Below are 13,964 nucleotides of genomic sequence, written 5' to 3' on the forward strand. Positions count from 1 at the left end.
CTAGGCCAGCAAGTTCTCAGACGACCAGTTCAGCGCGAGCTCGCCCCATGAAACATCTACGGATAAGTAGCGCTACGCTTACAGCTGTCCCTTGAATCCCCCACTTTGTTGATTAATCGCGTATTGGTAAACATCGCGAACCAGCGGCTTAGAATGCCAGCGCTTGAACATTCCTGAAGTATTTTGCCGCATAGCTTGCAACGCGAATTTTCTAGCTCCTTCAAGAACCTCGGGATATTGGTTACAAAACTGTTCGAGGTCTCCTACCGCGTAGCTAATCGCATCCGAATTCGCTGACGGATACGTAGCGGTGAACGCCCAGGCATCCAAGAACCCTCTATACGAAGACTCATATTCAAACGCCCAAAAACCGGTTGTCTTGCCTTGCAAGATCGTTCCTGGAACCGTGTTCAACCAGCCGACACCCTCAACGGATTCCAGCTTTATCGCCTTCTGGTCTGGAATCTCACAAGTGCGAGGGAAGAACAAGAGCTCAATAAAGCCCGTACTCAACGTGGCCCAACGGCCCCCACTTGTGCTTGGACAATCCGTTAGAGTCCAGTACTTCCCCTCAAGCTCAACAGCGCTTGGAACTAGCTCCTTCAAGGCAAAAGCAATATCACGCAAAATTGGCTCCTGATACTCGTTAGGAACTAGCCTGGCGAATTTCGTGGGTTCACTCCCGAAGCCTTCCAAACGTTGCCGCGCCCCTCGTAAATCATAAGGACCATCACCTAGGGCCCAGGCCTGCTGATCTTCAACAGGAATCTCCAGATCTAGACTGGAAGGCTGGTCATGCCCGACATTCCCCAGACGGTTGCGCAAGCGTTTAGCATCTGCGCGGAAGCGTTGGATCTCTTGATACTCAATCGAGTCCAAACTCATCACCGCAGGCACCGGCATAAACCAAAGCTTCTCCACGTCTGTCCACGGATCCACATGATTAGTATTTCCATGTCGATGCTGAGCAAAACGCGTCACCACATTCTTTGCCTGGCCAACATAGAACTCGCCGTTAGAAAACTCGAGCACGTAAATTCCTCGCCGGTTATGCGGGATAAGAGCTGAAATGGAATCCAGTTCTCTTACTGGAAACCGAGCGTATTTGAGTTCGGAGGATGTCTTGTTAACGTCCGAAGCGACCTTGGCAATCGGCATTGTTTCAAGCTCTTCCAAAGACGTGCGCGAAGCACTCTCCCGCTCGGGTTCCATCTTGTTTTACCTTTATAACGCTAAATAAACCAAACAACTCCCGTATTTGAAAGCACTGTAACCCATTTTTGCCACAAGCTAGGCAGGTTTCAAAAGGTTGCGCATATTTCGCGATCCTTGCGCACATCGCAGATAGTATTTGCCAGAACATCAATTGAGGTGCCCGCTTACAAGACTGCCTGCTTCAGCGTTACGGGGACGCTGGCATTGGCTGCCAAAATGGTCTGACGCAACCTATCAGCAGAAGCAGAACACCTACGGTAGCACGGTGAGGAAGAGGCTCACGCAACGGCCCCTTGTGAATTCTTCAGTGTCTGGGATTAAATACGCGCGCGCCGTACCTCATCATGAGATTGAGGCACGGCGCGCTATGTGATGACACGTTACATGCGATTTTACATGTGACGACGTTTGAGCAAGTAGCCACCCGCCAGCAGAAGCAGGGCACTAGCACCAAGCAGAGTCATATCCGCTGAACCTGTCTTGGATAGCCCACCGTGACCGTGCTGTGCCTTTGACGTAGCTGACGGCTTCTTCGAAGGCTCTGCCCCCCTCGGCTCCTCCGAAGGCCCTGGCTCCCCCGGCTCGTCAGGGGACTCTGGCTTGGGCTTGAATGCTAGATCAACTGTGAACACTACGTTCCCGTCGCCATTCACCTCACAAGCAGCACCCTCTGGACACTTAAGTGACGTGTAGCTTTCCTTACCTTTGTCGGTAAGCGACACAGTCACAACAGCTTTCTTCCCGCGACTAACAGGATCATCCGGGTTGAAGGGCTCGCCATCATTGTTCACATACGTCACATCATATTTAAACACCCCATCAAACGGGTTAGGAGTACCAGCCCCATCCGGACCGTAAGACGGAATCACCACCTCTTGCCAAGAGCCTTCCGGGACGTCTTTCATATCTTGCACGGTTGGTGGCTGCGGAGCAGCAGTCGCTTCAGATATAACAACCGGTGCGATAGCTTCACGCGTCTTTACTTTGGAATCAGCTTGATAATAAGTCACAGTAACTGGAATCTCGGCCCTATCCCCCTTGACTGCATCAGCAGCTGGAGTCACCGTCAGCTGGCCAGTGGAAGCGTCAATCCCTACCTGCCACGTCTTTCCGTTAACCGTAACCGTTTCCGGGGCTGAGTACTCGTGTCGGATGCCTTGTTTCACGTACTCTTCACCCTTCATAGGCGACTCCACTGCCTTAGCAGGAGATGTTTCAACCAACTCATAGAGTGGTTTCAAAATGGACAACTGCCATTCGTTTACTCTCTCGCCGTCAGCGTTAATGACGCCAGGATTATTCACCTTGCCAGATTCGGGCGCAAAAACACCATAGCCCTTAGCCATAGTTACGTCGCCGGCGGCTTGCAATGACAACTCCGGGTTGCCCTCGCCGTTTACGTCGCCGGGACCTTCAAATATTGCTGCACCTCCAGCGCGCAAAACGCGCCCACCAGGAGCCTTGATATTGGCATCTTCAGTTGAAGAGAACTTCAAGTTCCTATCCGCTCGAACACCATTCAGTAGTTGCTTATCCGCCGATACTGCCTGCACATTCAGGGTAGCCTGCTCAGTTACGGCAATATCCTTACGGCTATACATGCCCATAGCCCAGCCACGAGTAGCACCTTGCACATCGATATTGAGATGGGAGTTGCCCGCAAGTACGGCAGATCCATATGTGCCTAGGACGCCGAACTCCGTTGATGTTGTCTCGGGATTGGCTATTTGACTCTTAATGTTGACTTTTACATCATCTGTGATGGTGAAAGGGCTGGCAGAAATACCCATAGCACCAGTAAATCCTTTATCACCGCTATATCCGGGGTTAAGGTTGATCGTCCCTTGCCCGCCGATTGTGAGCGCGCCACCCCAGCTTTCAATAGCCGTTGAGTAGTTAGGGTCGGAGTTGGAGATATCTGTATTAATTGTGAGAGTCGCATCGGCAGACTCACCAATCAAATTAACCTTCGGATTAAGACCATCTTGCTTGCTATTAACTCCGCCGCTCTTCATAGTAAACGTCAGAGCGAGTGCATCTGAGTGTCCCTTTGACTGTTGATCGATGACATTGTTACCACGGAATTTGACATTCAGTTCTTCCACGCCAACTTTTGAGCGATCGAATACCACCTCAACGAATGTGCCTGCACCGTAAGATCCGGTAAAGTCCTTGCGCTCGAGGACAAAATTATCGAACGTAAGAGTTTTCTCTGCATCATTCCAATACCATGATCCAGAATCGCCTTTACCTTTGACGTTGCCGTCCAAGCAATAGGTCCACTCCGCAACATGGATGTAATGCAAATTCGGACACGTGTCCCAATCCATATGCCTAAGCTGAGGGGCATCAGCGTAACTATCCTCGGGCGCAGCCTGAGCGCTAGGGACAGTAGCGAACCCGGCCACTACGGCCGCTGCTACCGTAAGCGTTGAAAGCGCGACCCTCACAATTCTTTGCATGGTAATCCAATCAATCGTTAATGGGACTTCAGCTACATGCGTGCAGTACAGAAGCTATGCGTACATTATACTATGCGTACATTATATATATTTTTCCCGTAATTACTGAGAAATGAGATCCTTCCTATTTGCAGGACTAAGAAATGGGCTATCGCCAGTGAGGGGTGGTTTGCGCGAGTCTTGTAGTTCGTTGAGTCACATTTATCGTGAGCAATCAGTTGCTCTTTTCGAACTGGAAACCAACGATGCGACGACATCCATTCGAGATTAAAGAAGAGGCACAACAGTATGTTCCAATCACCGGCCACACCGCGCTCAACACCTTCTTATAAGAGCACCAAGAACACCAATTAGCAGTAGCCCAAATACCCTAACAACCCGCCCGGCATCAATCATGCTCCGGGCTGCTACTTCTAGCTAAAACTAAATGGAGCGGGCGACGGGATCCCCCGTGCCACACCGTGGCACAGTGGGCCCATTTCGATTCCCGGCCCGACACTAAAACCGACCACAAGGGAACAACCTTGTGGCCGGTTACAAGATACTTAGACGTCGAAAATGATAAAAGCCGCTTGAGCCCTTGAACCCCTTTTGAACAGGGGTTTTGCTGTTTCTGGGGCTGCTCGCTACTTCGCTGGAGGTTTGGCGATCCGACGGTCGTCGCTGTAACGCCCACTGGGGTGGCGTCCGTTTGAAGCCAAGGGGGTCTGGGCGAGTGCTTGCGTTAGCGGGTACCTAGTGCGGGGGCTAGAACATAGAATCTGGCATCGAGAAGGCTTCTGGCACGTTGTATCTGATTTCGTTGGCTTCTTTGCGGACGTTGATGTTCGAGCTTTCGAGAAGAATCGGGTTCAGGTGGGGCTTTCCTTCGTGAAGGAAGATTGCATTGGAAACGTTGGTTCGAATGTAGGTGGCGCTCTCGCGGGTGAATCCCAGCCGTTGGAGAAGGATGGTTTTCTGTTTCGTCGTGCCGTACTCGACGTATTCGTACCAGTCGTTGTCGAACTGCTCTACTCCGTGGACCTTCTTGTATTCGTTGGAGAATTTGAGGAAGTAGTTCGACAGGCTGAAGAGGATGACGTCTTCAAGAACTTTCAGGATTTCACTGATGACGATGTTGCGGTGCTGGAGCGTGTTCTCGTAACGGATCTCTCCTTGCCCTTTGATGTAGAGCGTTCCTTGTTGCAGGCGGTACTGGAGGGCACGGTTCATGATCGAACGGAGTCCGTGACCTTCCATCCATTGTGTAAGCAATACGGTGTACCAGCGCAGCATCGTGAGCTGGTTGCCGTACTTATCTGTTTTTCCGAGTGTTTCGGGGTCGTAGACGCGCCATTTGAAGATTGAGGCGAGCCTTTCGAGAAACGCGAGAGTTTCGTCGTAGTTGAACTTCCCGTCTGGAGAGATGCGCGGGTATTTGAGTCCGGCTCGGACAGCTTGAGTTAAGGATTCTGCTTGGTCGACAGATACGTTGATGTCGTCGTCTTGTTGCCCTTCTCTTTGCGCGAAGGACTCTCGGATTCGGCTGATGGTTTGGTCGTCGAGGTAGTCGGAGAATTCTTCACGCACCAGGCTTTGACGTCCTGTGGTGATGTCGCGTAAGAGCATGAGTCCGAATTTGCGCTTCATGTTGTAGCGCTCGTAGCTTTCATCTCCCTTGGCGAACTCGATCTGTCCTTCTTGAAGATCAGCAACGACTCCTTGCTTCATTTTCTTGCTGATAATTTGTGAGTCGGTTTGCACGGATAGCGTCTGTGCAGGAACGTTCGCTTGCAGGAGTTCCTTTGCCTTTTGCTCGGATGCAAGTTGGTTGCCCACGATGATGAATACGTTGCCGTAGAGGTTGAACTCGATACGTCCGACTCGGCCGATCAGGTTCTTGAAGTCGACTGTTGTCATTCCTGCTCTGCCGATTTTGTTGGTTGTGATGACGAGGTTGTCGGCGGGAAGGTTGACTCCTTCTAGAAGCGTGCTGGTACAAAATAGTGTCGAGATTTTGCCTTCGCGGAACAGACCTTCGATGCGTTCGCGGATTGCTGGTGGAAGGTAGCCGATATGGTAGCTGACGCCTCTACGGATGAGACCGCTAAGGTAGTAGTCCTCGTGGACGTCGCGTTCTATATCTTTTGCGAGAGCGTCCAAGTCTTTATCGTTGAGGTCTGCCAAACCCTGGGCATAGTCACGCGCCGCTTGCACTGCGTGATGTCGGGCAGCATGAAACACGATGGTTTGCCCACGATGATCTGAACCTCGTGATGATTCACTAACAAATCGGGTTACATCCTGTGCGGTAGCGTCCTGAGCTTGAAGCGAGGCTAGGTGCGTGAATTCTTGGGTGTGGTCGTTGTAACTGGAAATGGTGTTCTCGTGCAGGTTGACGAGGTATTTGAACTGCGCGACTGGCGAATACTGCGTTGCGACCGCGTTGGTCTCATTCTCGTCAGAGTTAGGATCAACCAGCCTTAGGAATACCTCTGGGTTGGGAATGTTGGGTGAAGCGAAGACGAAGTGCGGTGGCCTGTGGCGGTGTTGAAGGATTGTCACGGTTTGGTAGTAGAACGGGGCGCGGCTGTTCTTGCATGAGAGTTTGTGTGATTCGTCGAAAAAGACGTACTCGAATTCGATCGCAGGTTTGCCGATCAGAAGGTAAAGCAGACGTTCTGGGGTGAGTACGAAGATGAAGTTGTGATCGCCTTCGAGCACGATGTCACCGGCGGCACTGACGATTCGGTAGTCGTGTCGTTCTAGGTCTTCGCCAAGGTCAGCGATCAGTTTCGATCGGGTCTCGTTAATCAGCGCTTTTGACGGCACGATGATCGCAAAGTTGGCTGTCACCCCGGATTTGATCTGGTTGGTGATGAAGGTGCGCATGATGAAGGACTTGCCCAAGGATGTTGGGGCTGAGAAGGAAAACTTGCCGTCGGTGAGGCGGTCGTAGATTTTCTTTTGCGGCGCGAAGAACTTCATCGTTTTGTCACCGGGCACGGTGAGGTATTCGGCTTGGTAGGCGTTGAATGCGGCGTCGAGGATGCCTGCATCGGAAGTCACGCCCAACTGCTTCAGGCCTGGGTAGTTGCCTAGTGTGGTGAAGATTGCAGGAACGTATGCTTTCGTTTGTGCATCTTGTGGGTAGAGAATGTGGCAGAGGAGTGCGATTTCTTGCGCCCATACCCTATGCTGGTCACGGTTGGTGGGGTGGGTTGATTTCGAGAGCAGGTCTGCGAACCGCAGGGCGGCTTCAAGATCCACGTCGTATGGTTGACGATTCGCCAGCCCTAATCGATGTAAGCCGTAGTTGTAGAGCAGGTTTGCGTACAGCTGTTTGAGGAATTCGTTGGAGTCGATATCGGCAAATACGAGATCGCCGACTGTTACTTGCTTGTCAGACATGGCTACCACCTGGCTCGCCCACGAGCCCATCCATGATTGCGACCGCGTCAACGTCTACTTCATTGAGGGGCAAAACGTAAATGTAGAACGAGTAGTTATCCAAGTTTCGGGTGTTGATCTCGTTGGCGATCATTTGGGCGTGCGCGGCGATATCACCCTGCATTTTCTGATCGAGCGCAGACCGATACTGCTGGTTGCTGTAGTTCTTCGGATCGAGACCGATGTCATAGCCCAGAAACATCGAATAAGCGGTATCAAACTCGGGTGCCCCACCCGGCTTCGGGATTAGCAGATCTTTGACGTAGTTTGCTGTTGCTGGGTCGAGGGTCTTGGTGAACACAGTTTGCTCGGCGAGCTGAACCTCGTCTGAGCGATTCTGTTCTATATCTACGACGCGGTCGAATGCTGCAGTGATGGCATCCCCAATGTTGCCGACCACGCTGGAGGTTCCAAACACGATGCTGCTGGTGGTTCGCTGACCGTCTGGTGTGAGTAGGTGGATGGCGTCGCAGCGGCTGTGGATCTGGCCTCGGGCCTGGTTGAGCTCGATCTTGCTCATCACTTTGGGTGCTTCGAGGATTTGTTCGAGCAGGACGTAGAGCAAGATTTCGCCCAGCCCCATGCCGTCTTGTTGTGAACGCATCCGGTTTACCGCGTCGAGAGCGACTTCTTCGAGATCGTCTCGCTGTTTGTAGCCTTCGTATTCGGCGCGGGAGAAGACGTAGCGTCCAACGTTGCGTTTGAGGAACTTGATGAGGGCTGTGTGGTCGAAGCGGTTGTTTTGGATAGACAGATGGAACAGGCGTAACTGTTCGTCGTTTCGAAGACCTAACGTGTTCGAATGGGCCACTTCGGTGAACGTGGACGCGAATGTGTCGCCGCGCAGCGTTGATGTGATTGTCGCCTGTGCCATCTCGTCTTCTCCCAAGAGGTGTCCTTCCCGCCTACAGCTTTTCGAGGATACGTACGAGCTCCGACAAAGTGACCGCCCCGTCAGGTGGAGTGACGCCATCTTCGAAGACCATGTAGTAGCGGTAGTCATTGCCGGACATGTTCGCCCACGCCCGCCCGAGCCTGATCTTGCGGTTAGAATCGTCGTTCTTCAAATGCTCGCCCTTGGTCTCGACAACCACGATGGTGCCGCTGGTGGTCATCACGACGAAATCTGGGTAGTGGTTGAACGGACCGTTGAGGCAAAAGCCCTTGCGTTCAATGACGCGGTGCCACCAGCGAACGTTGTTCATGCCGGAGAAGCGACCAGCGAGTTCGAGCTCAAAGCCGTTCATCTTGTCTTCGGCCTCATACAGGGAGCCACCAATGAGGGAGGAGGCATGAATGGGCTGGATCGCTTTCGGGAACGCATAGAGTTGTTGAACATCAACGCGGCGGGTCTCGATGTCCTCATAGAATCTCTTGATTTTGTGCGCTTCTAAAAGACCGTCAATTTTCTGTTTGACCTTGCTTGCTACCGCATGTGGGTGTTCTTGATAGGTCAGCAGTTGCTCGGTGCCGAAGGTTTCAACCGTCCGCACGATGTATGCGCGCAGGTCAGAGTCAGTGATCGAATTGATCGGTTTGATCCGTTGGTAGATCGCTTCAGCCGTGTTACGTTTTTGTCCTTCGATGCTCAGTTTCGAGAAGTGTTCGCGCATGAATTTCTGGTCGGTACTCGACATCCGGAAGGCTTTAGGAACCTCTGAGTCTTTTCGCACGTCAATCTTGTACATCTGCTCATCGGCCGTCGACAAGTCGATATCGATGTCTTTCGTAGCCAAGTCGAAGTCACCGGCTAGTGCCTCGTGCTTGAGCTCGTTGTATCCCTCATGAGCTGTCGGGAACAATGCTGATCCAGGCTCTTGGATGACGAATTGGGGAAGGCGAAGGGTTTCGATCTCGTCAGCGAATTCGGGGTTCACGAAGCTCGTGTCCACAGCATCCTCCAAATCCGAAGGCACGAAGCCCTCACCCATCTGGGCGGCTTCTTCGGCCTCCTGCTCATAGTCCGCACCCTGCTGAGCCGCCTGCTCGATCATCGAAGCAACCGTCAGATCCGGCGAAGGCTCTGGTGAACTAGCGGATTCTTCTCGCGCATCTAAATCCGCTGCAACCTGTTCTTCATCGAACTCCAGAAACTCTTCAACGTCCATACCTTCCACTGAGTCTGACGACGTAGGGGCAGGTTTGCTGGACTGGTTCGCACCAGTGAAGTCGAAAGCTACTTGATCGGCTGTACGGAAGTCGCGCTTGGAGAATCCGGCACTGTTGAGCCCTGCAACGATCTGTTTGAGCGTGACGCCGAAATCGTTCGAGGAGGTCAACACGTAACTCATGTTTAACAACGTATTCGGCTGCTTCTTCGCGTGGGGTTGGCGCAGAACACGGCCAAGGATCTGTTCAACATCAACCTGGCTGGTTTTGTTCGCCAACGACGCCAGAATGTAGGCGAAGGGGCAGTCCCAACCTTCCTTCAACGCGTTCACGGTGATGATGAACCTGATCGGACACTCCTCGCTGAGCAGATCCACGCCCTTGAGCTCGTTTACGTCGGCGGTCTTGATCGCGATCTGCTCTGCAGGAATACCAGCCTTAACCAGCTTGTCACGCAGCCGCTCAAACGAAGTCGCATCCTCGCTCGTCTTCGGCTGAGCCTGGAACAACACGATCGGGCGAATATAAGCGCCACCATTCTCATACTGCTGTGTAGCGGCGACCTCTAGAGAACGGCGAAGATCGATCGCATCCGTAACAACATCCTTTTGCGAGGACCGGTTATACGCAATGACCGGAAGTTTAACCATGCTCTCGTTCTTGAGCGAGAGCGCATCCACATACGAGATCACGTTCGCTTGCCGCTTCGGGGTCGCGGTCAAATCAAGAATGAACGCTGGGTTAAAATTCGTGAGCATCTCTTGGCTTAACGTGCTCGTCGCGTGATGCGACTCATCCACGATCACCACCGGATTCAACTGGTTAATCACCTGAAACAAAGCCGTCTCATCCGCGTTCTCGATCAGCTGCTCCGGGGCACCAAACGCAGTCGAGAACGACGCCAGATTCCCATTGGCCTGGTATGCCTTGCGCCCGTCCTTTGTCCGTGAGCGGAACGAGTCATACGAGAGCACCATCACCGACAACTGCTCAGCCACCGTCGACGGGCTGAAATTCTGCCCCGCCAGCAGCTCTTCCTTCGAATACACCTCAACCCGGCCACCAAAATCAGTATTCAACTTCTGCCGATACGGGTGCGAGGAATTCTTCAACGCCGCCAACGTCTGCGTCAAAATCGAATCCGACGGCACCAGCCACACCACAGCCTGTTTCCGCGTCGGCGGCAAAGCCTCAAAAATCGGCTTCACCGACGCACACGCCAAAAACGTCTTCCCACCACCAGTTGGGACCTTGTAACACACGTGCGGAACACCATCGATCACATTCTGGTAGCCCGGCATCTGCAGGGTGCCAACCTCAATCTGGCGAGACTCCCAAAACATCTTGAAAGCCTCGCTCAGAGTGGGCTGCTCGTTAAGCTGGGTGAGGTAATCCTCCAGATCGGCAATCACCCGGTTTTGATACTTCTTCAACTCCATGACCAACACTCCTTAGAGACGGGTGATATCCCGAGGGATCTTCTTGAACGTGATATTCAGCGAGCGCAGCTCCTCATCCGACAACAAACAGGTATCGGCATAAATCACATACGAACTAGCCGCACACTCGATCGGGATAGAAGCCAGATAGCCACGATCCAAACTCGTCACACGATCCGGCTCATACACGAAAAACAACGACGCATCCTCATGCCGACCCAGGAAATACGGATGGGCACTGGGCGGATTCGAAAACGGCTGCCCCGTTTCGGTGAACCACACATACTCACGGACCCGCTCAAGAGGAACATTGGGATTCAAATCGCCCTCAACAAGAAGCGGCGCGCCAAGCTCATAGAAGGAGAAGTCACCTCCCGTACCTCCTGTCCTATTCTTGCCAGAGCCGTACCCCTCGATGGCTCGCTTTACGCGTTCAGCTGTGACTTCGTTTGCGTAGTCTCCAAGTTCGACCAGAATAAACTTTCGGCTTCCATTGTCTGCTTGATTTGTGGCAAGCACTGCATGGGCGGTTGTTCCCGATCCAGCAAAGGAATCCAAGACTATGGAATCTTTGTTTGTTGCCTGTTCGAGGCAAAGCTGAATCAGCTCAATTGGCTTAGGTGTGTCAAAATCACGCCGCCCAAATATCTTTTTGACCTGAAGTGTGCCGGTCTCTGCCGAAAACTCGGAACCCATCCAAACAGATTTAGGCTTGGCGCGTCTCACTCCACCAAGATCTAGATAATCCTTTTGGAAAACGTCGAACTCGTCACGACCGCGAACCTTCTTTACCGTCAACTCGCCGATTCGTTCTCGGGCAGTTTCCCGACCCCAGCGCCATCGCCCGTCGGTTCCATCGGACAAGCGTGGATAAATTTCGATTTCTTCTTTTGACTGCGAGTTACCCAATTTGAGTTCACCAGTTTTGCGGTTATATGAAAACGGGTAGTACATGTTGGGTCGATCTTCGCGTTTTGCCCCTGCGCCGCGTTTCCTGAGACCTAGTTCACGATACCTTCCATGTTCATCTTCATGCCGGTAATCCTTGACGTACTCCTCGGGCAATGGAACGCCACGAGTGATGAAATCGACTCCACGATAGAAGAGGAGATGTTCATGGGCGGTAGCGACATACTTAGCGTCGCTACGACCCTTCCAGTTGTTCACCACGGCTATATCGGCAACAAAGCATGCGAGACCAAAGATCTCGTCGCAGATGAGGCGGAGGTTGGCTGCTTCATTGTCATCGACCGAGATGAAGATGGCTCCGGTTGGTGCGAGCAGGCGTTGGAGCAGGCGAAGCCTTGGATACATCATGCATAGCCATTTGTCATGGCGGGAGAGGTCTTCGCCTTCTTTGCCGACGACTTCGCCAAGCCATTTCTTGATTCGTGGGTCGTTGACGGCGTCGTTGTAGATCCAGCCTTCGTTGCCTGTGTTATAGGGAGGATCGATATAAATGCAGTCAACCTTGCCTTCGTACTTTGGTAGTAGAGCTTTGAGGGCTTCGAGGTTGTCACCATGAATAATCATGTTCTGTGAGCCGTTGTCCCCATCGTGTTGGCCGTGCTCGTCATATGAGTATTGGCGGTCGAGGACGCGGTAGGGAACGTCGAGGTGGTGGGTGATCACCTTGTCTTTGCCGACCCAGTTCAGTTCTGGCATTAGCGTTCCTCCTTAGGCTCGTGAGGGTTGTTGGGATGTGGTTCTTCTGCGGCTTGACCGGTGCGGACCCATTCGTCGATTTCTGAGAGTTTGAACTTCCAGACCCTGCCGACTTTATAGGCAGGGAGATTATGGGTTGTTATCCATTTCGTGATGGTTTCCCGGCGCACCCCGAGGTGAGTTTGCGCTTCTTTCATGGTGACCCAGTTTTCTAATTCAGCTTCGCTCATCGTTCCTGCCTTATCGCTTGAAGATCCGGGTTAATAACTGTGACATCGACATTGAAGGTCGCGCTTTCACGAGGGAAGCAGTTCTCGCCTTCCTGGTTGCGCATTTCCCAGTGGCTTGAGGCTGCTCCTTCGTAGCCTTGCGCCCGAAACGTGCAAGAAATCTTGATGAACCTCGCTGTCGCTGGTGGGCTGTCAGGAATGGCGATCTGTGTGGTGCCGACGGGTCGTAGTCGCGGGTCTGTTGGATTCGTACAGACGAGTGTCCGACTGGTCCAGTCGATGCTGCCCACGTTGCGCAGTGTCCAGGTGTGAGTGAACTCGGCCCAAAATCCTGGCTTGTGTTTTTGCAGTGCGGGCGGTTCCGTGACGTCGACGCGATCTCCTTGATAGAGCGGCTGCGGCACGGGGTTTATTTCTTCTGGTTCCTGGTCTTCAAGGCGAAGTCGGTAGCAGTGTTCAAGGACATCGCAATGGTTTGGATCGTGGATGATCGCGTCGAACCAATCTGTGAGTGCCCAAATGAATGCTTCTGGTTCGATAGTGAGGGTTGAGGGCAGTCCGGTGTCTTTGCCGACTTCTTGGCAGCGGTCGTCCAATGTGGCCCGTGTGCTTGGGAGGGGCGTCAGGTGGGTAAGAAGGAAATCATGCAACGATTTCTTGCTCACCTGTGTAGGAAATGATTCGTATTGCGGTTCGGAGATCGGTTTCGCTCCGGTAAAGATCTTTCGCGCGTACTCGTCGTCTAACCGCTCTGCACTGCCAGCGTGTTGGAATACGGCTTGGACAAATTTTGCCTGGTTAGTGATGGGACTCTTCCGCTTGTAAACAGCGCGACAAAACTCGGGCAAACCCATGTGCGTCACGCTCCTCTATGCCGAGTCCCAAACTAGTCCCAGAAGTCCCAGTTTTTGCTTCTCTCAACGATCTGAAGTCCCAAAACCACAGCGTTTGATGAGTATGTGAGCAAAACACGAGCCGACGAGACGAACAACTTCTATCTCATTATCGCACGCCGACTCGCGCTAACGCTCATGAACACGCATCAAGTGATGGTGGGTGTCGTAGCAAGAGCGAAGGAGGTGAAGCACATGGGGAGGAACCGTAAGCAGACGTCCGCGAAGGTGGCGTCCAAGGCGTCGAAGATTCTGACCAATGGCCGTTATGGCAAGGACTCGAAGTCTGTTGCCGCTTCGGCGTTGGCGCAGACTAAGCCGCTCAAGCGCGGCAAGTAGCCGTACACAGCCCACTCGGTTTCGACACAGTGCGGGCCGGGTGGGTGGGGACGGTAGCGCTGGTGGCCACCGGTACTGACGTTCTCCAAGCCTGAGCGTGATTGTTCGGGAGCTCATCTGGCGGATGAGCAAGCCCTATGGCGGGTGCAGGCCGTGGGGTTAGACAAACAAATCACTAGTGAG

The 13,964-nt window shown here is 52.8% G+C and carries 9 protein-coding genes; 1 reads left to right on the forward strand and 8 read right to left on the reverse strand.

The window, feature by feature from the left end; all coding sequences use genetic code 11:
- Window positions 1-78 precede the first annotated feature (78 nt).
- The 8 genes from QP109_RS02400 to QP109_RS02435 form a co-directional block, all read right to left on the reverse strand.
- The gene (locus tag QP109_RS02400) at window positions 79-1,212 is read right to left on the reverse strand and encodes a GIY-YIG nuclease family protein (protein WP_285023093.1); all 1,134 of its coding nucleotides are present in this window, start codon (window positions 1,210-1,212) and stop codon (window positions 79-81) included.
- 395 nt (window positions 1,213-1,607) lie between these two features.
- Window positions 1,608-3,545, reverse strand: a complete 1,938-nt coding sequence (locus QP109_RS02405) for a Rib/alpha-like domain-containing protein (RefSeq protein WP_285023094.1) — start codon at window positions 3,543-3,545, stop codon at window positions 1,608-1,610.
- 879 nt (window positions 3,546-4,424) lie between these two features.
- The gene (locus tag QP109_RS02410; protein ID WP_285023095.1) at window positions 4,425-7,067 is read right to left on the reverse strand and encodes a DEAD/DEAH box helicase; all 2,643 of its coding nucleotides are present in this window, start codon (window positions 7,065-7,067) and stop codon (window positions 4,425-4,427) included.
- Entirely contained in the window at window positions 7,060-7,995 is a 936-nt protein-coding gene (locus QP109_RS02415; RefSeq protein ID WP_285023097.1) for a HamA C-terminal domain-containing protein, read from the reverse strand. Before QP109_RS02415 ends, QP109_RS02410 begins: the two co-directional genes overlap by 8 nt.
- Before the next feature lie 16 nt (window positions 7,996-8,011).
- Entirely contained in the window at window positions 8,012-10,654 is a 2,643-nt protein-coding gene (locus QP109_RS02420) for a DEAD/DEAH box helicase family protein (protein ID WP_285023099.1), read from the reverse strand.
- Between the two features lie 12 nt (window positions 10,655-10,666).
- Window positions 10,667-12,319: a site-specific DNA-methyltransferase gene (locus QP109_RS02425; protein WP_285023101.1), complete on the reverse strand. Its 1,653-nt coding sequence runs from the start codon at window positions 12,317-12,319 to the stop codon at window positions 10,667-10,669.
- Complete coding sequence (locus QP109_RS02430; RefSeq protein ID WP_058237393.1) at window positions 12,319-12,549, reverse strand: helix-turn-helix domain-containing protein; 231 nt, start codon at window positions 12,547-12,549, stop codon at window positions 12,319-12,321. Before QP109_RS02430 ends, QP109_RS02425 begins: the two co-directional genes overlap by 1 nt.
- On the reverse strand, window positions 12,546-13,403 hold the full coding sequence (locus tag QP109_RS02435; RefSeq protein WP_058237394.1) for an NBR1-Ig-like domain-containing protein: 858 nt from the start codon (window positions 13,401-13,403) through the stop codon (window positions 12,546-12,548). Before QP109_RS02435 ends, QP109_RS02430 begins: the two co-directional genes overlap by 4 nt.
- A gap of 234 nt (window positions 13,404-13,637) precedes the next feature.
- On the opposite strand from QP109_RS02435, the gene QP109_RS02440 reads away from it, so the two are divergent.
- A complete protein-coding gene (locus QP109_RS02440) occupies window positions 13,638-13,781 on the forward strand; it encodes a hypothetical protein (RefSeq protein ID WP_257525579.1) in 144 nt (47 codons plus the stop codon).
- The last annotated feature ends 183 nt before the right edge of the window (window positions 13,782-13,964 follow it).

Source organism: Pauljensenia sp. UMB9872 (genome assembly GCF_030212665.1).
In the GTDB taxonomy this organism is placed as follows: Bacteria; Actinomycetota; Actinomycetes; order Actinomycetales; family Actinomycetaceae; genus Pauljensenia; species Pauljensenia turicensis_B.

Bases quoted from the DNA above. Each gene is read 5' to 3' on its own strand.
- QP109_RS02400 (WP_285023093.1), bottom strand. From the start codon at position 1,212: ATGGAACCCGAGCGGGAGAGTGCTTCGCGCACGTCTTTGGAAGAGCTT.
- QP109_RS02435 (WP_058237394.1), bottom strand. From the start codon at position 13,403: ATGGGTTTGCCCGAGTTTTGTCGCGCTGTTTACAAGCGGAAGAGTCCC.
- QP109_RS02430 (WP_058237393.1), bottom strand. From the start codon at position 12,549: ATGAGCGAAGCTGAATTAGAAAACTGGGTCACCATGAAAGAAGCGCAA.
- QP109_RS02410 (WP_285023095.1), bottom strand. From the start codon at position 7,067: ATGTCTGACAAGCAAGTAACAGTCGGCGATCTCGTATTTGCCGATATC.
- QP109_RS02440 (WP_257525579.1), top strand. From the start codon at position 13,638: ATGGGGAGGAACCGTAAGCAGACGTCCGCGAAGGTGGCGTCCAAGGCG.
- QP109_RS02405 (WP_285023094.1), bottom strand. From the start codon at position 3,545: ATGGATTGGGACACGTGTCCGAATTTGCATTACATCCATGTTGCGGAG.
- QP109_RS02425 (WP_285023101.1), bottom strand. From the start codon at position 12,319: ATGCCAGAACTGAACTGGGTCGGCAAAGACAAGGTGATCACCCACCAC.
- QP109_RS02420 (WP_285023099.1), bottom strand. From the start codon at position 10,654: ATGGAGTTGAAGAAGTATCAAAACCGGGTGATTGCCGATCTGGAGGAT.